The sequence below is a fragment of the Aeribacillus pallidus genome, from assembly GCF_050478865.1.
Lineage (GTDB): Bacteria > Bacillota > Bacilli > Bacillales > JACDOC01 > JACDOC01.
Map to the genome: position 1 here is coordinate 35,668 of NZ_JBCNBW010000041.1, position 22,952 is coordinate 58,619.

Consider the following 22,952-nt stretch of genomic DNA (forward strand, 5'->3'; position numbering starts at 1 on the left):
GGAGTGTTTTAACGAATGGCAACGAACAATCCGTATCAATCTTATCAGGCAAATGCCGTGCAAACAGCGTCGCCTGGTGAGTTGACGTTGATGTTATATAACGGATGCTTAAAGTTTATTAAACTCGCTTGCAAAGCAATGGAAGAAAAAAATATTGAGGAGAAAAATACGAATCTCTTAAAAGCACAAAAAATTATCCAAGAATTAATGGTCACGCTGAATATGGACTATGAAGTCGCCAAAAATATGATGGTCATGTACGATTACATTTACCACCGCCTTGTCGAGGCGAATATTAAAAACGATGTTGCGATTTTAGACGAAGTCGAAGGCTATGTTACAGAATTCCGCGATACGTGGAAACAAGTGATTCAACTGAACCGTCAGCAACAGCACGGACAAGGTGGTCACGTGTAATGTCGGTCGTTCAGCAAAGCCTAGAGGTGACGAAACAGCTTTTACACGTGCTCCAAACGATGGAAGGAAAGGACCGTGATGAAGTCATCCAGTCGATACAAAAGTTGTTGAACAAGCGGCAAGCACTCCTTCCGTCCATTCAACCGCCTTTTTCCGAAGAGGAAATAGAGCTTGGGCAAGAGTTAGTTCGTATCAATCAACAAATCGAACCACTCCTGAAACAATTGCAAATGGACATTCAAAAAGACCGGAATTCGTTTGAAAAACGAAAACAATCCGTCAAAAAATATCGGAATCCGTACGAATCGCTCCAATTTGATGGAATGTTTTACGATAAAAGAAAATAGGTGACGCACTATGAAATCAACGTTCTCATTAACCGAGCAACATGTAACCCTTTGCCAACAGTATGTGGAACTTCTTCATTCAATTGAAGAAGCCCTTCTATATATTGATGAAAGCTTCACGAACCTAAAAAAAACCGAAGCAGAACGACTAAAAGCGGACATTTTTAAGGCGTTTGTACAAATTGGCGAAACGAATGGCGTGCTCCGTCAAATTTTTTCCGACAAAGACGAGGCCGTTGTTCAAGCCGTTCCAAGCGTTTGATACGGTGTTAAAAGAAACGATTTTATTTAATGAACTTGTAGGAGATTCCCGTTTCAAACAAGACTACTTTCAACAGAAACTGGTTCCGACGTTTCAACAATGGTCCAACCAAATCAAAGAATCCTTTCAACCGTATATTCAACATTAATCCTTCACGGCTACTGACTGATTCAGTAGCCTCTTTTATTATTCCTTTCTTAAGTATCCCCTTCTAAAGTGCAGTTAATATAACGGGTTTCACCATTTCTCCACAAATTGGTCAAAAAATTGACAAAATTTTTTGAAAGATTAAGCAGGATTATTTTAAGAAAAAGAGAAATATAATAACATAGCTTTTACAAAAGGGGGAGTTCGCATGATGAATAACAACATTCGTGGTGAAAACCTTGAAGTAACTCCAGCTATTCGTGATTACGTAGAGAAGAAGATCAAAAAGTTAGAACGCTATTTCTCTCATGCTCCAGATGCCAACGTACACGTGAACTTGAAAGTGTATCCAGATAAAACATCTAAAGTGGAAGTTACAATTCCTCTTCCTCACCTCGTTTTACGGGCGGAAGAGCGACATGAAGATATGTATGCAGCGGTTGATTTAATTACGGATAAATTAGAACGTCAAATTCGTAAGCATAAAACAAAAGTGAATCGTAAGTTTCGTGAAAAAGGCAGTCCGAAAGAACTATTTACCAATGTCGATGATGTTTCCGCCAACCATCAGGAGAAGGAAGAAGACAAGCTAGAAGTCGTTCGTACGAAACAATTTGATTTGAAGCCGATGGATAGCGAAGAAGCAATTTTACAAATGAACCTCCTTGGCCATAACTTCTTTGTTTACACGGATGCGGAAACGAACCAAACGAACATCGTTTACCGTCGTAAAGATGGAAAATATGGGTTAATTGAAACAAATTAACCTTTAACCAAGTCTAACTTTACGAATCACCATATCCTCTCGTTGGCCCCGTAGCTATTGGCTATGGGGTCTTTTTTGTACCGTTAAAAAATTCCGTACTATTCGTCCTGGCCATTTCGTGTTAAGATGGAAAATGGTCTTTTTTTATCCCATACTTAACGGGCAATAACCCTCACCTCAAGGTGGGGAAAAAAGTCCATAAAGGTCCGATTGGTTCAACTAACCATCCGTTGAAGACCACTGATGGAAGTTTTCCTGTATGCCCCAAACCGTTGGAGTTTACATACAGAGTGAACGATGAGGAGGGATATATATGTCAAAAATTGGTCGGAATGAATCGTGCCCTTGTGGGAGCGGAAAAAAATATAAAAAATGTTGTGGGAAAAACGGCGTCGTTTCGATCATGGACGTCATTTATGAAGAAATCGAAAAGCAAGAGGAACAGTTATATCGTTACATGTACACCCATTACCGTAACGAGCGGGAGAAACTGTTCCGGGAAGTGGAAGGAAAAACGAGTGTCTTTCGCGAAAACGAAATGAACTCGGTGATGTTGTTTGATATTTGGTTTACAACGGCGTATGAATCTAAGGGAACGACGATTTTGGAATCCTTTGTCGAGCATCAACTTCCAACGATCCACCGTCCGCGCACGAAGGCGATTGTCGAATCGTGGAAAGAAGCGCTCTTTGTAGCCGGGATGATTCAAGAAGTGACCGATACTCATATTACGATGGTAGATGAGTTATCGAACGAAACGTATCAAGTACAATATAAAAATCGTTCGTTCCAGCCACATACGTTTGTAACAGGGGTACTTTTACCGTACGAAGAGACATATAAATTCTATATCTTCGGCTACGACTTCCCTAAAGAAGTGGCTGATGTGGCGGTGCCATACTTAAAAGAACAGATCTCTGCGTATGAAGGAGACGTTCAATCGTATTTCCGTGAGCATTATTTAACGTTTATCGACGATGTGTTTACGAAATTAGCAGAAAAAGAAAATGCTTCTCAAGAAGAAGAGCAGCCAACGTACGAGTGGGAAAAAGAGATTTATAGAGAAATTGGGGACGACCTGCAAGCATTCATACAAGAAGTAGGTGGCTCCAAAGATGCGTCCGATTTCGGTGTGCTTTTATGGAACGTGTTCAGTAAAAAAGTTCAACCAACTATTCGCAACCCGAAACTGTATGTCGCAGCCACGTACTATCTCCTGCAATCATTAGCATTTGACTTGCCTACCTTTACGCAAAAAGAACTCGCGGAACGATTTGGGGTATCACCGAATAGTATCTCACAGCGTCGTAAAGAAATGGACGCAGCTGTTGCGGAACAAGTCGCTTCGTTATCTTCATAATCAATTGGTAAACAGCTTTTCATGATGAAAGGCTGTTTTTTTAATAAAAATTGTGACAAGTGCAAACCAAGTGGCGGAAAGTGCAAAAGAAATTGTGACAAGTGCAAACCAAGTGGCGGAAAGTGCAAAAGAAATTGTGACAAGTGCAAAACAGTCGGCGTAAACTGTAAAAGATGTTGCGCCAAGTTCAAAACAAGTAGCGGAAAGTACAAAAGAAATTGTGACAAGTGCAAAACAATCGGCGCAAACTGCAAAAGATATTGTGACAAGTGCAAAACAATCGGCGTAAACTGCAAAAGATATTATGACAAGTGCAAAACAGTCGGCGTAAACTGCAAAAGATAATATGACAAGTTCAAAACAATCGGCGTAAACTGTAAAAGATGTTGTGCCAAGTGCAAACCAAGTGGCGGAAAGTGCAAAAGAATGTGACAAGTGCAAAACAATCGGCGTAAACTGCAAAAGATATTATGACAAGTGCAAAACAACTGATGCAAACTGCAAAAGATTTTATATTAAGTGCAAAAGAACAATTGTAAACTGCAAAAGGTATTATCACAACTGCAAAACAGGACCTATTTCAGAAAACGGCCTACCAAGTAAGCTGCTGCTCCTTTAGTTATTTCACGTTATAGAATTCATTTTTTTTGCTCGCACCTTATCTCTAGCCCGGATATCCCATAAGTTGTCACTTTTCCGTGAGAAGTGGTATTATTAAATAGGTAAGGAATCGATATTTTTACGAATAGTTCGTACGAAGAAGGAATAAAGGAGCGTCTTTCATGCTTGGTATATTAAATAAAGTGTTTGACCCCAATAAGCGGGAAATCAATCGTTTAGAAAAAATTGCGAATCAAATCGATGCGTTATCGTCCGACATGGAACGCTTGACGGATGAGCAGCTTCGCGAAAAAACGACAGAATTTAAAAAGCGTTACGAGCAAGGTGAATCGCTTGATGATTTGCTCGTTGAAGCGTTTGCTGTTGTTCGGGAAGCGTCTCGTCGGGTGTTAGGCTTGTATCCATATAAAGTGCAGCTGATGGGTGGTATTGCCCTTCATGAAGGAAATATCGCCGAAATGAAAACGGGTGAAGGTAAAACTCTTACAGCGACGATGCCGGTGTACTTGAACGCCCTTACTGGAAAAGGGGTTCACGTCGTGACGGTGAACGAATACTTAGCGAGCCGTGACGCAACTGAAATGGGCCGTCTGTACGAATTTTTAGGCTTAACCGTTGGCCTCAATGCTAGTGGCTTATCTAAAGAAGAAAAGAAAAAAGCATACGAAGCGGATATTACCTACGGAACGAATAACGAATTTGGCTTCGACTATTTACGGGACAACATGGTGCTTTATAAAGAACATAAAGTACAGCGTCCGCTTCATTTTGCTATCATTGACGAGGTTGACTCCATCCTTATCGACGAAGCGCGTACACCGCTCATTATTTCTGGTACGGCGCAAAAATCGACACAGCTTTATCTACAGGCAAATGCGTTTGTACGCACGCTGAAAAAAGACGTCGATTACACGTACGATGAGAAAACAAAAGGTGTTCAGCTGACCGAAGAAGGGATTAATAAAGCAGAAAAATACTTCGGTATCGACAACTTGTTTGACATCACGCATGTTACGATCAACCATCATATTAACCAAGCGTTAAAAGCCCATGTAAGTATGCATCGCGATGTCGATTACGTTGTCCAAGACGGCGAAATCGTCATTGTTGACCAATTTACAGGTCGCTTAATGAAAGGGCGTCGTTATAGCGACGGTCTTCATCAAGCGATTGAAGCTAAAGAAGGATTAGAAATCCAAAACGAAAGCATGACGATGGCGACGATTACGTTCCAAAACTACTTCCGTATGTATGAAAAACTAGCCGGTATGACAGGTACGGCCAAAACGGAAGAAGAAGAGTTCCGGAACATTTACAACATGAAAGTTGTCGTCATTCCAACTAACAAACCAGTCATTCGTGACGACCGTCCGGATTTAATATACGCGACAATGGAAGGTAAGTTTAAAGCGGTCGTGGAAGATATCGTTGAGCGTCATAAAAAAGGACAACCGGTGCTCGTTGGTACGGTTTCGATTGAAACGTCGGAATTACTCTCGAAAATGTTAACGAAACGTGGTATCCGGCATAATGTATTAAATGCGAAAAACCACGAGCGTGAGGCGGAAATTATCGCCCAAGCTGGTCAAAAAGGTGCGGTGACCATTGCAACTAACATGGCTGGTCGTGGTACGGATATTAAATTAGGTGAAGGTGTAAAAGAACTCGGCGGATTAGCCGTCATTGGTACGGAACGCCACGAGTCTCGCCGTATTGATAATCAGTTGCGCGGTCGTTCGGGTCGTCAAGGAGATCCGGGTGTGACACAATTTTACTTGTCCATGGAAGACGAGTTAATGCGCCGCTTCGGTTCTGACAATATGAAAGCGATGATGCAACGTCTTGGTATGGATGACTCCCAGCCAATCCAAAGTAAAATGGTAACACGCGCGGTGGAATCAGCGCAAAAACGGGTAGAAGGTAACAACTTCGACGCCCGGAAGCAGCTGCTCCAATACGACGATGTCCTTCGTCAGCAGCGTGAAATCATTTATAAACAGCGCGACGAAGTATTAGAAGCGGAAAACCTTCGCGACATCGTAGAAAATATGATTAAATCGGTCGTGGAGCGTACGGTTCATTCGCATATGGCGACGCAAGACGATGAGGAAGTAAATCTTCAAGGAATTATCGATTACGTCAACGCGAACCTACTTCCTGAAGGAGACATTACCGTCCAAGACCTTGAAGGAAAAGATGCGGAGGAAATCATTGACCTCATTTTAGAAAAAGTAAAAGTTCGTTACGATGAAAAAGAAGAAATTTTAGGCGAAAGAATGCGCGAGTTTGAAAAAGTCATCGTTCTTCGAGCGGTCGATACGAAATGGATTGACCATATCGATGCGATGGATCACTTACGTCAAGGTATTCACCTGCGCGCGTACGGTCAAATCGATCCGCTTCGTGAATACCAAAACGAAGGTTTTGCCATGTTCGAAAATATGGTTGCTGCTATTGAAGAAGATGTGGCAAAATACGTAATGAAAGCTGAAATCCAAAATAACTTAAAACGCCAAGAAGTCGCGAAAGGGCATGCGGTGAATCCGAAAGAAGACGGTAATGTGAAACGGAAGCCAATTCGAAAACAAACGAACGTTGGACGCAACGACCCTTGCCCGTGCGGAAGCGGGAAAAAGTACAAACATTGTCATGGTAAACTAGCGTAATGGAGAGGACTGACTCCTCAGGGGTCAGCCTCTCTTTATGATGAAAATACATTTTTTAGAGGTGATCAGCATGGAACTGTTCGAAATTAAGAACGAACTTGAGAAAACAGCTAAGCGATTAGCGGATTTTAGGGGGTCTCTTTGACCTCGATACAAAAGAAGCTCGAATAGCTGAACTCGAGCAAATCATGGTCGCTCCGGACTTTTGGAACGATCAACAAAAAGCGCAATCCATTATTAGTGAAGCGAATGGATTAAAAGATTTAGTGAACGAATACAAAGACTTATCGGAAACACAAGAAAACTTAGAGCTCACGTACGAATTAGTAAAAGAAGAAAGCGATGAAGAGTTAAAAGCGGAGCTTGAAAGCGAATTAAAAGAATTAATCAAACGTTTGAATAAATTTGAGCTACAGCTTTTATTAAGCGAACCGTATGATAAAAATAACGCGATTTTAGAGCTTCATCCAGGTGCGGGTGGTACGGAGTCACAAGACTGGGCCTCCATGCTGCTTCGGATGTATACGCGTTGGGCGGAGAAAAAAGGATTCAAAGTCGAAACGCTCGATTATTTACCTGGTGAGGAAGCGGGTATTAAAAGCGTGACGCTTTTAATTAAAGGGCACAATGCGTACGGATATTTGAAAGCAGAAAAAGGGGTACACCGCCTCGTACGCATTTCACCGTTTGACGCTTCAGGCCGTCGCCATACATCTTTCGTATCATGTGAAGTTATGCCAGAGTTCAACGAAGAGATCGAAATCGAAGTTCGCGCGGAAGATATTAAAGTCGATACGTATCGTTCTTCTGGTGCCGGTGGTCAGCACGTCAACACGACGGACTCTGCTGTTCGAATTACCCACATTCCAACGGGTATTGTCGTGACATGTCAGTCCGAACGTTCGCAAATTAAAAACCGCGAAAAAGCGATGAATATGTTAAAAGCGAAACTTTACCAAAAGAAAATTGAAGAGCAAGAAAAAGAACTGGCTGAACTTCGCGGTGAACAAAAAGAGATCGGTTGGGGAAACCAAATCCGTTCGTACGTCTTCCATCCGTATTCTCTAGTAAAAGACCATCGTACGAATACGGAAGTCGGAAACGTTCAAGCCGTGATGGACGGTGAAATCGACATCTTTATTGATGCTTATTTACGTTCTCGCTTAAAGTAAACTAAGAAGCTACCTATCGTTAGGAGATAGGTAGCTTTAATTTTTGTTCGCAGCAGAACATCATTTCAGTTAAACAGAAAGTAAAATCGGTTAAACGGAAAGTAATTAGTTCGGACCGTAAAGAAAAATCGGCTCAACAGAAAGTAATCGGTTCGGAACGTAAAGTAGAATGGATAAACAGAAAGTATCGTCACGGACCGTAAAGAAAAATCGGCTCAACAGAAAGTATTGAGCACTGAACGTAAAGTAAAATTGGCTCAACAGAAAGAAATCGTCACGGACCGTAAAGAAAAATCGGCTCAACAGAAAGAATTGAGCACCGAACGTAAAGAAAAATCGGCTCAACAGAAAGTATTGAGCACCGAACGTAAAGTAAAATTGGCTCAACAGAAAGTATTGAGCACCGAACGTAAAGAAAAATCGGCTCAACAGAAAGTATTCGGCACCGAACGGAAAGTAAAATCAAACCAACAGAAAGTAATCAGCAGGAACGTAAAGTAAATTGATGAAACAGAAAGTATAATACGATAAATGAATGTAAAACCGGTCCAACAGAAACATAAATACCGCAATGGGACCTCCAAAATATGAACCCCGACTTCCCCACGCATGTTCCGTATGAACATCACCAATAATAATAAATAGTACATTTTCGTCTAAGGGACCAAAACGAATTTCATTTTTAGCCGTTCATCACGTTAATGCGTTATCTAGCTGTCATTTACAACCAAGAGCCCTCATGCTATACTCTCAATCGGCATGATTTGACAGGGAAAGAGGAGAAGCTATGAATCGTAGAAGGGAACCAATCACATTATCACCGAAGATGGAAAAATTGATTGAATACATATACGTCCTTATTGGTTCAGCTATTGTAGCCATTGCGTTTAACGTCTTTTTACTTCCTAACCGCGTGGCTTCCGGTGGAGTAAGTGGAATTAGTACGATTTTAGATGCGTTATTTGGATGGGAGCCAGCTTTCGTCCAATGGTCGCTCAATATTCCGTTGTTTATTGCAGGCCTGCTTATTTTAGGTTTGCAGTTTGGTGTAAAAACACTTGTAGGGACGCTCTTTTTACCGTTTGTCGTCTTTTTAACGAACGATTGGGAACCGTGGACAACAAATCAGCTGCTTGGTGCTTTGTTTGGGGGCATCGGTGTTGGCCTTGGCTTAGGCATAACGTTTCGTGGAAAAGCATCCACTGGAGGAACGGATTTAGCGGCCCAAATTATTACAAAATTTACAGGGCTCTCTTTAGGAACATCGGTGGCGATTATTGATGGATTAATTGTCCTTTCAGCAGCTATCGTCTTTGATATCGAAGGTGGGTTATACGCACTAATAGGTTTATACGTGACAAGTAAAACGATTGATTTTGTTCAAGTCGGTTTCGGGCGATCCAAAATGGCGATGATTATTACGAATAAAGAAAAGGAAGTTCGCCAAGAAATTTTGCATAAAATTGACCGAGGTGTGACAAAACTATCAGCATACGGCGGATATACGGACCATGAACGCCCAGTATTACTCTGTGTGGTCGATCAAACAGAATTCACAAAATTGAAACAAGTGGTGAAAAGCATTGACTCGACTGCATTTGTTGTAGTTATGGACGCTTCCGAGGTTCTTGGCGAGGGTTTCAAGCGGGCGTAGAATTGCTATAATTTATATGAGCTACTATCTTTAAAAAATGGGGGAGAAAGTGATGAAGAAAAAGCTACTAGGATTCATGTTAGGTACATCCCTTGTCTTCGGTCTTGCTGCATGTGGTGGGGGTCAAGACGAAGGAACAACATCCGATGGAACCACTGAAACTACAAGTGTGGGGGATGCTCAAAAAATTTATAATCAAAAATGTTCCAGCTGTCACGGTGGAAACCTAGAAGGTGGTTTCGGCCCAGCTCTTGAAAAAATTGGAGCAAAATTAAGTAAAGATGAAATTTTAAACGTTATTAATAACGGTAAAGGGTCTATGCCACCAGGAATTATTAATGACGATGAAGCTGAAGCTGTGGCGGAATGGTTAGCGAATAATAAATAATATCGTGATTTATAAAGATGGGCTGGATAAAAATTACACCAGCCCGCTTTTTTCTATCGATACGATGGTTCGTGTCGATTTTTTTAATTTTCACATTTTTTCCTTCCTGTCGATATTTCCCGAGTAATAAGGGAATTTCGGTACGAAAGATTTCATTTTATGATGAAATTTGAAAAGAAACTGTAATATAAATTTTCATTAAAATACGCGATTCCAATGTTATAATAAGAATGACGTCTAAAGTTGACGAATTTTGACGTAACCATTCATTTTATATAGATACATAGAAAAGATTAAGGTGATTAAACAATGATAGAAATGCAAGATGTATATAAACAATACCCTAATGGAATTATGGCTGCAAATGGCTTTAATGTATCCATTAAACAAGGGGAATTTGTTTATGTCGTTGGCCCCAGTGGTGCGGGAAAGTCAACGTTTATCAAAATGATGTATCGTGAAGAAAAACCAACAAGAGGCACCATTATGGTGAATGGTGTCAATTTGACCAAGCTAAAAGAAAACCGTGTTCCATTTTTCCGTCGGAATATAGGGGTTGTTTTCCAAGACTTTAAACTATTGCCGACATTGACGGTGTTTGAAAATGTCGCGTTTGCCATGGAAGTTATTGAAGAAAATCCAAAGAATATTAAAAAACGTGTCTTAGAAGTTCTTGATTTAGTCGGTTTAAAGCATAAAGCGCGTATGTTGCCATCAGAGCTATCCGGTGGTGAGCAACAACGGGTGTCAATTGCTCGTTCGATTGTCAATATGCCGAAGGTGGTCATCGCGGACGAGCCTACCGGGAACTTAGACCCGGAAACATCATGGGAAATCATGAACATTTTTCAAGAAATTAATGACCGCGGAACAACCATTGTCATGGCCACACACAACAAAGAAATCGTGAACACGATTCGTCATCGGGTTATTGCCATAGAAAACGGGCGCATTGTTCGCGATGAGCAGCGGGGGGATTACGGCTATGAAAATTAGAACGTTTAAGCGCCATTTTCGAGAAAGCTTTAAAAGCTTAGGACGAAACGCTTGGATGACGTTCGCATCCATCAGTGCCGTAACCGTGACGCTTTTACTTGTTGGTGTGTTTTTCGTCCTAATGATGAATATGAATAAAATCGCTTCCGATATTGAAAAAGATGTTGAAATTCGTGTACACATTGATTTAACCGCAACGGAAGAAGACCAAGCCAAGCTACGAAATCAAATAGAACAAATTCCAAAAGTGAAATCGGTGACCTACTCGTCAAAAGAAGACGAGTTAAATAACTTAATTAAAAACCTTGGGGAAGACGGAGAAATTTTCCGTTTATTTGAACAAGAAAACCCTCTTTACGATGTATTTATCGTTAAAACGAAAAATCCGACTGATACACCAGTTGTGGCCAAGCAAATAGAGACGTTCGATTTTGTCGATTCAGCACGATATGGCGAAGGAAAAATTGAACGCCTTTTTAGCGCATTAAAAATCGGTCGTAACGTTGGCTTAGGGTTAATTATCGGACTCTTATTTACTGCCATGTTCTTAATTTCTAATACCATTAAAATTACGATTTTTGCGCGTCGTAAAGAAATTGAAATTATGAAACTGGTAGGGGCAACGAACTGGTTTATTCGTTGGCCATTTTTCCTTGAAGGTCTTTGGTTGGGAATATTAGGGTCCATTATCCCAATCGTGGTCGTTACAACGGCGTACCATTACGTCTATGACTATTTATCACCACGACTCGAAAATCACTTTATTCAAATATTAGAATTCTCCCCATTTGTGTTCCAACTTGCTGGTTTACTGATCGCAATGGGGGCTTTAATCGGTGCATGGGGCAGTATGATGTCCATTCGTAAATTCTTAAAAATATAGAAGCGAACGAGTTCTCGCTTTAGAAAAAAGGGAGAGTAGTAGAAAGGGGTTTAACCGTTGAAGAAGCGTTCAATTCTGTCGGTGTCTTTAGCAACAGTTCTAGCTTTTGGAACGATGATGGCTAGTCATCAGGAGGTTTTTGCCTCTAAACTATCAGACTTAAAATCTCAAAAGAAGCAAATCGAAAGTAAAGAATCAGAAGTCGAGAAAAATATTAAAGAAAAAGATGCTCAAATTTCCCACCTTCAACAAGAACAACAACAGCTTGAAGCAGAAATTAAACGTATTGACCTAGCAATCTCGGATACGACTAAAAAGATCCATGAAAAAGAAGTTCAAATCGATGAAACAAAAGCAGAAATTGAACGGTTAAAGCAAGAAATTGAAGTATTAAAGAATCGGATAAATGAACGAAACGACTTGTTAAAAAACCGTGCTCGTTCAATGCAAGAATCAGGTGGTTTAATTAGTTACATAGATGTACTTTTAGGTGCAGAGAGCTTTAGTGATTTTATTGACCGCGTTAGTGCGATTGCTACCATTATGGAAGCTGACAATCAGATTATTGAACAGCATAAACAAGATAAAGCGGATTTAGAAGCGAAGAAAGCAGAAGTAACGAACAAATTAAATGAACTTGAAAACATGCGTGCCGAATTAGAAAATATGAAAGCTCAATTCGAGACGCAAAAAGCCGAAAAGGACAAGCTAGTAAAACAGCTTCAAAAAGAAGAACAACAACTAGAGCATCAAAAAATGGAACTTGAAGAAGAAAAAGAAATATTAGCTGCTCAAAAATCGGCTGTCCAAAAAGCGATTGAGTTAGAAAAGAAACGCCTTGAAGAATTAGCTAAACAACAACAGCAATCCAGTGGATCTAGTGGAACCAGTGGAACACCACCAGTTACGCCTGGCTTGTTTATGCGTCCATCAGAAGGGTACGTTTCTTCTAACTTTGGTCACCGTTGGGGAAGCTTCCACTATGGGGTTGATATTGCGAAAAGTGGTACTGTTCCAATTGTAGCGGCAGCAGATGGGGTTGTGCTTCGTTCCTATTATTCTAGTAGCTACGGAGAGGTTATTTTTATCACGCATTCGATTAATGGAAAAATTTATACAACGGTCTATGCACACCTATCTAGCCGTCTCGTCGGAACAGGAGCCGTCGTATCTAAAGGGCAAAAAATTGGGTACATGGGTAACTCCGGCCATTCCTTTGGCCAACACTTACACTTTGAGCTTCACGAAGGTGAATGGAACGCTTCGAAATCAAATGCGGTAGATCCGCGGAAATATATTAATTTCTAATCATAAAATGAAAAATACACAACTTGCCAACATTGCAAGTTGTGTATTTTTATGGCTAACTTTAATGGGACGCTTGACAATCAAAAAGTAATTAAAAGAAGGCCTTGACTATTTTAAATAATCAGTAATGCCTCTTTCTGAATGGTTATATTCACTGGTGTTTCCGTAAGGGGCTCTCCGTCGCTTTGTACAATCACCGGTAATTTAGACGTAACTTCTACATGTTTTCCTTTGATCATTGTTACACCAGGATGTAAAACATGTTTGCCTTTAAACGCTCTTGGAAAAGTACGTAACAGATTCCATTTCGTCATGTTGTGTACAATACAAATGTCAAAAAGCCCATCATGATAACAAGCATCTGGGCATATTCTAATGCCTCCGCCGTAATTAGGGATATTGGCAATGGCAATTAACCATACATTAAAAAATACTAGGCTTTTCCCATCAATCTTTAATTCAATGTTAACAGGACGATATTTTAATAAAACATGCAAGAAACTAAGACCGTACGAAAGCTCACCTAATCGAATGGAATTCAACCACTTTTTATATTTAGCAGTATTATTTACATGGGCGACGTTACCGTCAAAACCAATCCCCGTTACAGTGATGCAGTATTCGCTACCAATTCTTCCGATATCTATTTTTCTTTGCTTTCCCATTAAAATACGTTCTAATGCCTTATTATAGTCCATTGGTATCTCTAGGGCTCTTGCAAAATCATTTCCTGATCCTGCGGGAATAACACCTAAAGGAATATTGGAATCAATTAACCCGTTTGCAACATCATGGACTGTACCATCTCCGCCTACAGCAACAACAGCATCACATTTTTCAGAGGATACCATTTTAGCGATTTCTACTGCATGTTTTGGACGCTCGGTAAACCGCACTTGATAATCTACCTGTTTCTCTTGAAGCAATTTTTCGATCTTTTTCCAAACTCTTAGTCCTTTACCGTTACCCGAGGTTTTATTGACGATAAAATAATACATATAATCGATCTTTCCTTTTTATTAGATATGGTGAAAGTTTTACAGAACGTTTTATGGAGCATGGTTATAACATGGTCTGTATTTAATAACAATTTTTCCCTATGATAAGGAAAATATTCTAACAGCTTCATTTGTGAAGTTAAAGGAAAGATCTTTAGTATAAATGAAGGATCGATTCAGCAATTCATGAGATACACGAGTAGCCAAGCCTTGGCTTCAGGATATTTCCCATTAAGTACTTTCATCAATGCTTGGAATACCAACTCCCTCATAATGGTAACCTAATTTATGCATAGCAGATGAATTTAGACAATTTCTGCCATCGAATACAAATGGTTGAGATAATATGTTTTTTGCCTTTTGCCAGTCGATTTCAATGATTTCTTTCCACTCCGTTACAATTAATACAGCGTCTGCTTCTTTTAATGCTTCAAGTGGGGTTTTGGCATAGCTAATGGTAGGATAAATCTTTTTAACATGTTCTGTTCCTTGTGGATCGTATGCAGTAATATAAGCATTATTTTGAAGGAGGTAATGAATGATTTTTAGTGAGGATGCTTCTCTTATATCGTCAGTTTGTGGTTTGAACGTAAGTCCTAGTACCGCAATACGCTTATCGGTTAGAGTGCCCAATGCTTTCTTCACTTTTTCCATAAACCATTGTGTTTGTGTTTGGTTCACATCCGATACTGCTTGAAGGATTTGCAAGGGGGTTTTCTCTGCAGTAGCCAATGCTAGCAATGCTTTTATATCTTTAGGAAAGCATGATCCTCCATACCCAATTCCTGCCTGAAGAAATTGAGGACCAATCCTACTATCTAACCCCATACCTTTTGCTACTTGAATAACATTTACCCCAATCTTATCGCAAAGTCGGGCTAGCTCATTAATGAACGAAATTTTCGTAGCTAAAAATGCGTTTGATGCGTACTTAATCATTTCAGCATCTTTTATTGTTGTAAACACAATTGGTGAGTTGAACTCTTTATACAACTCTTTCATAACCTTTTGGGCTTTCTCTGTTTCACAGCCGATTACAATTCGTTCAGGATACAGAGCATCTTGTAATGCCTTTCCTTCTCGTAAAAATTCTGGGTTCGAAATGAGATCGAAAGAAATCTCCTCGTTTCTTTTTTTTAGTTCAGCTTTTATAATCTTATTTATTTTTTCACCCGTGCCTATTGGAACAGTACTCTTGATGACGATTCCTTTATATTCGTTCATCCATCTTCCAATCTGTCTTGCCGCCTCTTCTACATAGGATAAATCTGCTTCTCCGTTCGGTAAGGAAGGAGTACCAACTGTAATAAATAAAATTTCGCATTGATCGATAATTTCCTCTAAATGATGGGAAAACAAAAGATTTCCATTGGCAATAAGTTTTTTTAATAACTCCTCCATCCCCTCTTCATAGAAAGGGAGAATTGACTTTCTTAACTTTTTTAATTTTTCCTGGTCCTGCTCGATAACGAATACTTTGTGTCCATAGTTAGCAAAAGCTACACCGGTGGTGGTTCCTACATAGCCTGCCCCAATTACTGCTATATTCATAAGATCACCTCGCTTTCTACTAATTGGTACCTCTGGTGGTGTACACTTATCAACCGAAATGATAATAACCTATATCGAATGAAAAGATATATATCACTCTTTGGGGCATCTCATGTCCGTTGGCTTATGTTCTAACTGCTTGCTTCTTTTTGGACAATCACTTCTTTTAAATACTTTAAAATGTCTTCTTGTAAGTCTGGGCGTTGCAAAGCAAAATCAATAGTTGCACGAATAAAGCCGACCTTATCCCCGATATCATAGCGCCTGCCGTGAAAATGATAGGCTAAAACTGCTTGAGACTGATTCATTATTTTAATTGCATCTGTTAATTGAATTTCTCCGCTGGAATCTGGTGGTAAATCTTTCAAAATATCAAAAATCTCAGGTCTTAAAATATAGCGTCCCATAATGGCAAAGCGAGAAGGAGCCTCTTCTTTTTTGGGTTTTTCCACTAACGTCTCAATATTGATGAGATTTTCTTCTATCTCATTGCCTTTTGGTTTTATAATTCCATATTTCGAAACTTCATCCTCTTCAACCTGCTGAACGCCTACTATTGATGAATGATAATGATTAAATACTTCAATTAATTGTTTTAAACAAGGCTTCGAAGACTTGACGATATCATCGCCAAGCAATACAGCAAATGGCTCATTGCCTACGAAACTTTTCGCACAATAAATTGCATCCCCAAGGCCTTTCGGTTCTTTTTGACGGATATAATGAATATTAGCCAGATTTGAAATCTTTTGTACTTCTTTTAGTAACATTTGTTTGTTTTTCTTAAAAAGAGTTTCTTCTAACTCATACGATTTATCAAAGTGATCTTCAATCGAACGCTTACTGCGGCCACTTATCACAATAATGTCTTCAATCCCAGAGGCAACTGCCTCTTCGACAATATATTGAATGGTTGGCTTATCTACAATTGGAAGCATTTCTTTTGGTAATGCCTTTGTTGCAGGAAGAAACCTTGTACCCAGCCCTGCTGCTGGTATGATAGCTTTTCGAATCATCACCCCGACCTCCCCTCTTAACCTAATCTATTTACCAAAACATACACTATTAGGTTGGAAACCTATCGTGCATATTTCCACCCATCATAAATGTTGGAATACCATATGCATCTTCTAACTGCTTCTTCGTCCACTTCTACCATTGTGTATTTAATCGCTACTACATTTTCCAGTTCTTTTTCTTCTGTGGTATTCATTTCATCTGTACCCATTTGTTCATTACGATCTTGTTCCATAACTTCGATTTCGTCCTCTTCTGTCATTGAGTAATTAATCGCTACTACATTTTCCAGTTCTTTTACTTCTGTGGTATTCACTTCATCTGTACCCATTTGTTCAGTACGATCTTGTTCCATAACTTCGATTTCGTCCTCTTCTGTCGTTGGGGAATTAATCGCTACTACATTTTCCAGTTCTTTTTCTTCTGTGGTATTTATTTCATCTGTACCCATTTGTTCAGTACGATCTTGTTGAATAACTCCCTTTTCGTCCACTTGTGTCGTTGGAATCGCTATTACATTATCTGGTACCTCTACTGTTGTGTTATTTATTTCATCTGTACTTATTTGTTCAGTACCATCTTGTTCAATTACTGATGTTGAGGTCGTATTAATCGCTTGAGTCCAAACTTCTAGTAGTTCGGATGCGACTCGATTCCATTGATATTGGGAAATCGCAAGTTCTCTTCCTTTTTCCCCCATTCTTTTCATCAAGGATTTGTCAGATAAAATTTGGGAGATTTTTTCCGCAAAATTACGGGGATCTTCAGGGTTTTCTACAACAAAACCGTTTTCTCCTAACTGAATGACTTCTGGATTACCACCCCGTGCTGTTGTTACGATTGGAAGACCTGCTGCCATTGCTTCATAATGTACCCGAGCAAGTGGTTCTTGCCATTGTGAAGTACATACAAATAAATCAGCTGCAGCAAACCAATATTGTATTTTATCTGGTACAACAAAGCCTGTTGTTATAACTGGCACTGGCAGTTTTTTTGCTAATGCCCGTACGTAAGCAACATAATCGGTGATGTGATTTTGGCTAAACCAGTTACTTCCTACAATAACTAGAGCTAAATCTTTAAATTTTTTTGAAAGCTCCGGTAACGCTTGAACTAACTTATCGACCCCTTTATTACGCGAAAGCCTTCCTGCATATAAAATCACCGTTTTGTTCTCTAAACCATATGCTTTTCGAAGTTCATGGCGAATTTCTTGCATATTTGGATGACTTCCAGGTAAAAATCTTTCGGTATCTACACCAGAATAAATCGTGCGTATTTTTGACGCAGCCTGTGGATATAGTTGACGTATGACATTACCTACATAATCACTGACTGTTACAATACTTGAAACTTCTTCTAAGGCTGCTGTTGCTTCCTCTGGATCGATTTTTTCAACATTGAACATATCATTGTGCATGCTTAAGGTAATTTTAGAATGAGGCGCTACCTTTCGGACAGGAATGACAAGGCGTGGACGGTTAAAAATGTGGATGAGGTCAAATGAGTTGTTTGATTCAATATAGCGAACAACACCTTCTCGATATATTTCGAAAATTTTTCCCGGTACACGTACATAATGAATTCCATCTATCGTTTCTTCATCTGGAAGTGATGGATCACTAGTTCCTAAAACCGTAATTTCATGAAATTTGCTTAAATCTGGAAGAATGCCAGAAATATAAGTTTGGATTGCCCCTCCTAATACGGGAGGAACAGGGAGTTTTTCAGTACAAATCATTAAAATCTTCATGTTTATTCCATCCCCTTCCAGTCGTCTTGGATTTCTTCCAATACAGGCCACTTTGACTGATCGGTTTCGACAATCGTTTGAATTAATTGTGTAGTTTGTTCATTGAGAAATAATTCTGGCTCATACACGACTTCTTTTATATTTTTATAAAATTCGTTTGGAAGTGATAAATCAATCATAAGAATCTCATATAATTGAGGAGAAATTGGATTTGTTTTATGGTAGGCCTTAATCATCTCCCTGATCCACTTTGCATCCCACCTATATAAATCTGCCATAGTTCCAGTAATTAGCTTTCTTAAATCACGAATCGGTAGATCAAATGCTACACCATCAAGGTCTATAATCCACATCCCATTAGAACCCATTTGACCGTTAGACCAGCCATAATCCTGGTGAACTAAGCCCCAATAGGCATTGCCATGTTTAATTAATTCAAAATAGCTAGATTGATCCAGTCGTTCTAGACTTTTTCGAGCTTGCGCTTCAAATTCATCTACCACATTTAATAAGTAAGAACTTGCAGGCAGCTCGTTATAAGCTTTGGCAATGTTTCGAAACCAATCCATTTTTAGAATGATTTTTTCATAATTTCTTCGCCATTTGTGCAATCTTGAGGCTGTTTCCGCTTGGTGAGGGGGGACATAGCCCTTACTTAATCGATGAAATTCGCCGAGGGCGGAACAAAGCAGTTTGGCTCCCTCTAAATCTTTTGTTACAGGTGTTAATGATTCAATCCACTCTGCGACAAACCATAGCTTTCCACCAGCCTCAACATAATTTGTTCCATCCTTTGTCTTTACAATAGGTGGTACTCTTGCCTGCCGAACATCAACTAAATATTCCTGAGCTCCCAAGCTAAATAAACTCCTAGTTGGTCTTCGGTGTAACAGCTTTAAGCTTTTCGGCCCAGTGCTTGTTTCAAGCTTCCAAATAGCGCCCCCTTTATCAGGTTTTGTTGTAACTACCTGAATGTTCTTTACTGAAAAATCATAATGCTTTAGAACTTCATCTGCTAGCTTGTTGATATAGTCAGGTATAAAAAACTCATGAGTGGACTCATCCACTTCCCATGGTTCTATTAAAATTTTCTCCACACTATCCCTCCTAAAAAATAAAAAAGAATCTTCCTCTCGAATAAACTGGCCGAGGATTTAAATTATCGAAAGGCTATTTATCTTTTAATCTAGACATTTCGGTTACCACATCGTTTACTTAGTATCAATATCTTGTAAAGTGTATCACCTATGAATTTGAAATCTTTTTTAGCATCCATGGGTCTTACATTCTGCCGAATTAGGTGTTTATTTCTTATAAACAATTGGCGTTAATCGGCATTCGTCTTTCTCCATCCTTTTACTAAACTATGTTTAATAAAAAGATTTGTATAGGACAACTCAACCAGATTAATAAGGAAATGTAAATTTTTTTAGGTGGATTTTGGATGATTTGGTTAGTTGAGTGGGAGATTTGGGGATTCTTAGGAGGAATGCTGTTTGAAAGGGATATTGGAAATGGTGAACAAGTTTTCGTTTTTAAATTTTCTAAGCATTGTATATGTCTTTCTGTTGATTGGTCATTAATTGTTGTTTACCTAGCTGACCAGCTTGTATTAGAACATGTTTTCCTAACATATTACATAATTAGAAAAAATGTTGTTTTTGTGTATATTTTTTGGTCAAATTAACAAAAATATTCCATATCAGGGGGTCATGCAAAAATGAATTCCATTCAATTTGACTACAGTGTACCGCGGTATGTTTTGAGTAAAATGATGGGTAAATTTTCAAAATCCTTTTATTGGGATTCCAGATTCTCATGCATTCGATTACGCCGTGTAGAAGTCCCGAAACTTCCAAACGATGAATGGGTAAAAGTAAAGGTAAAGTATGGAGGAATCTGTGGAAGTGACTTAAATTTGATCCTTTTAAATGATAGTCCAGCAACTTCCCCGTTTGCGTCTTTTCCATTTACGATTGGACATGAAGTGGTAGGAACGATTGAAGAAGTTGGTTCAAAGGTAGAGAACATTCATGTGGGAGACCGGGTAGTTATTGACCCGATATTATCATGTATAACAAGAGGAATAGCAGATCCTTGTCCAAATTGCCGACAGGGGGATTACAGTCTTTGTCATTTTATGACCGAAGGGGAAATTTCACCAGGAATGTTAATAGGGACTTGCCGTGACACCGGTGGAAGCTGGGGACCTTATCTTGTGGCACATAAAAGTCAAGTATTGAAGCTTCCTGATCATGTAAATGATTTAAACGGTGTGTTGGTAGAACCTTTTAGCTGTGCCTTGCATGCGGTTTTGCGAAATCGTCCGAAAAAGGATGATACGGTATTGGTCATTGGAGCCGGTGCCATTGGAATTTGCGTTGTCGCTGCTATTCGAGCGCTGGAAATACCTTGCCGTTTAGTCGTTTTAGCCAAACACGCCTTTCAAGCACAGCTTGCTTCCCACTATGGTGCAGATGAAATTATTTATCTGACAAAAAATAAAGACTATATTTACCAAACAGCCAAATCTCTTCATGCAAGCGTGTTAGAGCCACTCTTTGGTGATCCGGTTATACAAGGTGGAGCCGATCTTATTTTTGAATGTGTCGGCAATAAACAAAGCATAAACGATGCACTCCGTTTTGCTAGACATGGAGGAAAAGTTGTTCTATTGGGATTAGCAGGGATCATTGACGGTGTGGATTGGACGACGGTTTGGCTTAATGAGTTAGATATTAAAGGAAGCTTTGCTTACAGTACAGATGAATATCAAGGAAAGAAAATGCGTACATTACAAATTGCTATCGAATTAATGCGTAATGAAAAGGTGGATTTATCCCCATTGGTCACACATCGTTTTCCTTTGGAAAATTATCGTGAAGCCTTACAAACGGTTGTTAACAAAGGAAAAGGTTCCATCATGAAAGTGGTATTCGAACCTTAAATCCTTTTTCACTACGAAAACACAAGTTAGGAGGGAAATATGATGAAAACTTTTACCATGAATGGAAACATACAAACTCCTTTTTTAAATTGGCTTGCTGAAGGAATAAAAGAGGAGTTTTTATCAAGAGGTTATACGTTTTATAACGTTCCTGAAGAAAATGTTAAACTTGTGTTTCATTATATTGATCCTGAAAAACCGCGGCCTTACCGGAGACAGGCTCAGGCAACGTTTGTCGTTTCTGTTATGGAAACATCAGAAAAATCAGAAAATATTCACAAATCAGCCTATCCATATTTAGTCAGGTCTTTAGCCAATCATTTGATGTATATCCTACATAATGATGATGAAACAACAGATATATATTTTCTTACTCCTGAACAAGGGTTTTACAAATTGACGTATCGAAAAGGAGAAGAAGGAAAATTTTTTGAACGTATTTATGAAAGATTAGAACCGCTGGCCGCTTCACAGTTAGTGATTGACAATGATTTTTATGACGATCTTCCTGAAGAGATGTGGAACGGCGATGAGATTACAAAATCATTAAGCGAATCCGGGAAAAAGCTTGATCGAATGAATTTACTCCCAGCTCCATTTCCATTAGAGGAATATCTTACACCTCGTGATATGCGTCATCTAAATAAACTTTACGGAATAGGAGGACTTAGCTATGGAAACCTCAGTGCCAGACGGGACGGTGAAAGCTTTTGGATGAGTGCAAGCGGAATTAACAAAGCAGATATGAAAACAGTTGGGGAAGATTTTCTTTTAATCAGGGGGTATGATCCTGATAAAAATGCCATAAAAGTAAGCATTCCCCCGAATATTACACCAAAAAGGGCTTCTGTCGACGCGATTGAGCACTGGATGATTTATAAAGAACACCCAGAGGTAGGGGCCATTGTCCATGTTCATGCTTGGATGGACGGAATAAAGGCGACAGAGATAAATTATCCTTGTGGAACGATTGAACTTGCCAAAACAGTTGCTGAACTTGTCCGAGATTCGGAGGAGCCTGCTAGAGCGATTATTGGTTTGAAAAACCATGGCTTAACCATTACTGGTACGGATTTAAATGACATCTTTGAACGGATCGACGGTAAAATTATTCCTCAAGTACCAATGTTTTAACGTAATTAAGAAAATGTAAACCCATTTTGCTGAAGTATCTCTGAAATAAATTTGTGAATCGATCCATCCTATTATTACATGAAAAGAGCTCAGATTTGGTTTCAATCTGAGCTCCACCAAACCAAAAAGCTGAAAGTGCAAGCCAAATGGCCGAAAGTGCAAGCCAAATGGCCGAAAGTGCAAGCCAAAAAGCCAAAAGTGCAAGCCAAATGGCCGAAAGTGCAAGCCGAAAGGCCAAAGTGCAAGCCAAATGGCCGAAAGTGCAAGCCAAATGGCCGAAAGTGCAAGCCAAAAGGCCAAAGTGCAAGCCGAAAGGCCAAAGTGCAAGCCAAATGGCCGAAAGTGCAAGCCGAAAGGCCAAAGTGCAAGCCAAATGGCCGAAAGTGCAAGCCAAATAACCGAAACTGCAAGCCAATCAGCAATTCTTTTCCTTATTATAAAGAAATTAGCACTACTTTTACTGATACTGTTTTTAAAAAGAAGGCTATGTATATGTCATTGTTGATTTTTAGCAAGTTAATTCACATGAAGCGAAAGGCGGCGACTTCAGCGGGAACAAGAAGCC

At 39.5% G+C, this 22,952-nt stretch carries 23 protein-coding genes; 18 read left to right on the forward strand and 5 right to left on the reverse strand.

The features are described 5' to 3' along the window. Positions 1-15: 15 nt before the first annotated feature. The 14 genes from fliS (at position 16) to ABES52_RS10410 (ending at position 12,987) form a co-directional block, all read left to right on the forward strand. Positions 16-417 carry a flagellar export chaperone FliS gene (gene fliS / locus ABES52_RS10345; RefSeq protein ID WP_429651082.1) on the forward strand — a complete coding sequence of 134 codons (402 nt, stop codon included), beginning with the start codon at positions 16-18 and terminating at the stop codon, positions 415-417. Next, positions 417-764, forward strand: a complete 348-nt coding sequence (fliT, locus tag ABES52_RS10350; protein ID WP_429651083.1) for a flagellar protein FliT — start codon at positions 417-419, stop codon at positions 762-764. The genes fliS and fliT overlap by 1 nt, the downstream gene beginning before the upstream one ends. Positions 765-774: 10 nt before the next feature. After that, positions 775-1,026, forward strand: a complete 252-nt coding sequence (locus ABES52_RS10355) for a DUF8042 domain-containing protein (RefSeq protein WP_429651084.1) — start codon at positions 775-777, stop codon at positions 1,024-1,026. Further along, positions 1,001-1,174 (forward strand): hypothetical protein, encoded by a 174-nt coding sequence (locus ABES52_RS10360; RefSeq protein WP_429651085.1) that lies wholly within the window; start codon positions 1,001-1,003, stop codon positions 1,172-1,174. Before ABES52_RS10355 ends, ABES52_RS10360 begins: the two co-directional genes overlap by 26 nt. Positions 1,175-1,381: 207 nt before the next feature. Beyond that, a complete protein-coding gene (gene hpf / locus ABES52_RS10365; protein ID WP_429651086.1) occupies positions 1,382-1,939 on the forward strand; it encodes a ribosome hibernation-promoting factor, HPF/YfiA family in 558 nt (185 codons plus the stop codon). A 313-nt stretch (positions 1,940-2,252) separates the two neighbouring features. Then, complete coding sequence (locus tag ABES52_RS10370; protein WP_429651087.1) at positions 2,253-3,299, forward strand: SEC-C metal-binding domain-containing protein; 1,047 nt, start codon at positions 2,253-2,255, stop codon at positions 3,297-3,299. A 782-nt stretch (positions 3,300-4,081) separates the two neighbouring features. Beyond that, positions 4,082-6,586 carry a preprotein translocase subunit SecA gene (gene secA, locus ABES52_RS10375; protein WP_429651088.1) on the forward strand — a complete coding sequence of 835 codons (2,505 nt, stop codon included), beginning with the start codon at positions 4,082-4,084 and terminating at the stop codon, positions 6,584-6,586. 70 nt (positions 6,587-6,656) lie between these two features. Beyond that, a protein-coding gene (gene prfB / locus ABES52_RS10380) for a peptide chain release factor 2 (protein ID WP_429651105.1) occupies positions 6,657-7,758 on the forward strand; the annotation gives its coding sequence in 2 pieces (ribosomal slippage) (positions 6,657-6,728 and positions 6,730-7,758; 1,101 coding nt in all). Positions 7,759-7,986: 228 nt separating this feature from the next. Further along, positions 7,987-8,259, forward strand: a complete 273-nt coding sequence (locus tag ABES52_RS10385) for a hypothetical protein (RefSeq protein ID WP_429651089.1) — start codon at positions 7,987-7,989, stop codon at positions 8,257-8,259. A 286-nt stretch (positions 8,260-8,545) separates the two neighbouring features. Next, a complete protein-coding gene (locus ABES52_RS10390) occupies positions 8,546-9,412 on the forward strand; it encodes a YitT family protein (RefSeq protein WP_429651090.1) in 867 nt (288 codons plus the stop codon). 52 nt (positions 9,413-9,464) lie between these two features. After that, positions 9,465-9,800, forward strand: a complete 336-nt coding sequence (gene cccB, locus ABES52_RS10395) for a cytochrome c551 (RefSeq protein WP_429651091.1) — start codon at positions 9,465-9,467, stop codon at positions 9,798-9,800. 309 nt (positions 9,801-10,109) lie between these two features. After that, positions 10,110-10,796 carry a cell division ATP-binding protein FtsE gene (gene ftsE / locus ABES52_RS10400; RefSeq protein ID WP_429651092.1) on the forward strand — a complete coding sequence of 229 codons (687 nt, stop codon included), beginning with the start codon at positions 10,110-10,112 and terminating at the stop codon, positions 10,794-10,796. Then, a complete protein-coding gene (gene ftsX, locus ABES52_RS10405; RefSeq protein WP_429651093.1) occupies positions 10,786-11,679 on the forward strand; it encodes a permease-like cell division protein FtsX in 894 nt (297 codons plus the stop codon). Before ftsE ends, ftsX begins: the two co-directional genes overlap by 11 nt. Before the next feature lie 57 nt (positions 11,680-11,736). Then, positions 11,737-12,987, forward strand: a complete 1,251-nt coding sequence (locus ABES52_RS10410; protein ID WP_429651094.1) for a murein hydrolase activator EnvC family protein — start codon at positions 11,737-11,739, stop codon at positions 12,985-12,987. Between the two features lie 113 nt (positions 12,988-13,100). On the opposite strand, the gene ABES52_RS10415 is transcribed toward ABES52_RS10410, so the two are convergent. The 5 genes from ABES52_RS10415 to ABES52_RS10435 form a co-directional block, all read right to left on the reverse strand. Then, a complete protein-coding gene (locus tag ABES52_RS10415; RefSeq protein ID WP_429651095.1) occupies positions 13,101-13,985 on the reverse strand; it encodes a diacylglycerol/lipid kinase family protein in 885 nt (294 codons plus the stop codon). 231 nt (positions 13,986-14,216) lie between these two features. Beyond that, complete coding sequence (locus tag ABES52_RS10420) at positions 14,217-15,536, reverse strand: UDP-glucose dehydrogenase family protein (RefSeq protein WP_429651096.1); 1,320 nt, start codon at positions 15,534-15,536, stop codon at positions 14,217-14,219. A 131-nt stretch (positions 15,537-15,667) separates the two neighbouring features. Next, positions 15,668-16,555: a UTP--glucose-1-phosphate uridylyltransferase GalU gene (gene galU, locus ABES52_RS10425; RefSeq protein ID WP_429651097.1), complete on the reverse strand. Its 888-nt coding sequence runs from the start codon at positions 16,553-16,555 to the stop codon at positions 15,668-15,670. 59 nt (positions 16,556-16,614) lie between these two features. Further along, complete coding sequence (locus ABES52_RS10430; protein ID WP_429651098.1) at positions 16,615-18,306, reverse strand: glycosyltransferase family 4 protein; 1,692 nt, start codon at positions 18,304-18,306, stop codon at positions 16,615-16,617. A gap of 2 nt (positions 18,307-18,308) precedes the next feature. Further along, positions 18,309-19,403 (reverse strand): CotS family spore coat protein, encoded by a 1,095-nt coding sequence (locus ABES52_RS10435; protein ID WP_429651099.1) that lies wholly within the window; start codon positions 19,401-19,403, stop codon positions 18,309-18,311. 347 nt (positions 19,404-19,750) lie between these two features. On the opposite strand from ABES52_RS10435, the gene ABES52_RS10440 reads away from it, so the two are divergent. The 4 genes from ABES52_RS10440 (at position 19,751) to ABES52_RS10455 (ending at position 22,785) form a co-directional block, all read left to right on the forward strand. After that, positions 19,751-19,993 carry a hypothetical protein gene (locus ABES52_RS10440; RefSeq protein ID WP_429651100.1) on the forward strand — a complete coding sequence of 81 codons (243 nt, stop codon included), beginning with the start codon at positions 19,751-19,753 and terminating at the stop codon, positions 19,991-19,993. Positions 19,994-20,026: 33 nt separating this feature from the next. Further along, positions 20,027-21,253, forward strand: a complete 1,227-nt coding sequence (locus ABES52_RS10445) for a zinc-dependent alcohol dehydrogenase (protein ID WP_429651101.1) — start codon at positions 20,027-20,029, stop codon at positions 21,251-21,253. Between the two features lie 42 nt (positions 21,254-21,295). Then, positions 21,296-22,387: a class II aldolase/adducin family protein gene (locus tag ABES52_RS10450; RefSeq protein ID WP_429651102.1), complete on the forward strand. Its 1,092-nt coding sequence runs from the start codon at positions 21,296-21,298 to the stop codon at positions 22,385-22,387. Positions 22,388-22,533: 146 nt separating this feature from the next. Next, a complete protein-coding gene (locus tag ABES52_RS10455; protein WP_429651103.1) occupies positions 22,534-22,785 on the forward strand; it encodes a hypothetical protein in 252 nt (83 codons plus the stop codon). Positions 22,786-22,952: the final 167 nt, after the last annotated feature.

Coding starts and splice junctions, on each gene's coding strand:
- ABES52_RS10430 (WP_429651098.1), bottom strand. CDS start 18,306: ATGAAGATTTTAATGATTTGTACTGAAAAACTCCCTGTTCCTCCCGTA.
- secA (WP_429651088.1), top strand. CDS start 4,082: ATGCTTGGTATATTAAATAAAGTGTTTGACCCCAATAAGCGGGAAATC.
- ABES52_RS10420 (WP_429651096.1), bottom strand. CDS start 15,536: ATGAATATAGCAGTAATTGGGGCAGGCTATGTAGGAACCACCACCGGT.
- ftsE (WP_429651092.1), top strand. CDS start 10,110: ATGATAGAAATGCAAGATGTATATAAACAATACCCTAATGGAATTATG.
- cccB (WP_429651091.1), top strand. CDS start 9,465: ATGAAGAAAAAGCTACTAGGATTCATGTTAGGTACATCCCTTGTCTTC.
- fliT (WP_429651083.1), top strand. CDS start 417: ATGTCGGTCGTTCAGCAAAGCCTAGAGGTGACGAAACAGCTTTTACAC.
- ABES52_RS10390 (WP_429651090.1), top strand. CDS start 8,546: ATGAATCGTAGAAGGGAACCAATCACATTATCACCGAAGATGGAAAAA.
- ABES52_RS10355 (WP_429651084.1), top strand. CDS start 775: ATGAAATCAACGTTCTCATTAACCGAGCAACATGTAACCCTTTGCCAA.
- ABES52_RS10450 (WP_429651102.1), top strand. CDS start 21,296: ATGAAAACTTTTACCATGAATGGAAACATACAAACTCCTTTTTTAAAT.
- ABES52_RS10415 (WP_429651095.1), bottom strand. CDS start 13,985: ATGTATTATTTTATCGTCAATAAAACCTCGGGTAACGGTAAAGGACTA.
- ftsX (WP_429651093.1), top strand. CDS start 10,786: ATGAAAATTAGAACGTTTAAGCGCCATTTTCGAGAAAGCTTTAAAAGC.
- hpf (WP_429651086.1), top strand. CDS start 1,382: ATGATGAATAACAACATTCGTGGTGAAAACCTTGAAGTAACTCCAGCT.
- ABES52_RS10440 (WP_429651100.1), top strand. CDS start 19,751: ATGATTTGGTTAGTTGAGTGGGAGATTTGGGGATTCTTAGGAGGAATG.
- fliS (WP_429651082.1), top strand. CDS start 16: ATGGCAACGAACAATCCGTATCAATCTTATCAGGCAAATGCCGTGCAA.
- ABES52_RS10445 (WP_429651101.1), top strand. CDS start 20,027: ATGAATTCCATTCAATTTGACTACAGTGTACCGCGGTATGTTTTGAGT.
- ABES52_RS10455 (WP_429651103.1), top strand. CDS start 22,534: ATGGCCGAAAGTGCAAGCCAAATGGCCGAAAGTGCAAGCCAAAAAGCC.
- ABES52_RS10370 (WP_429651087.1), top strand. CDS start 2,253: ATGTCAAAAATTGGTCGGAATGAATCGTGCCCTTGTGGGAGCGGAAAA.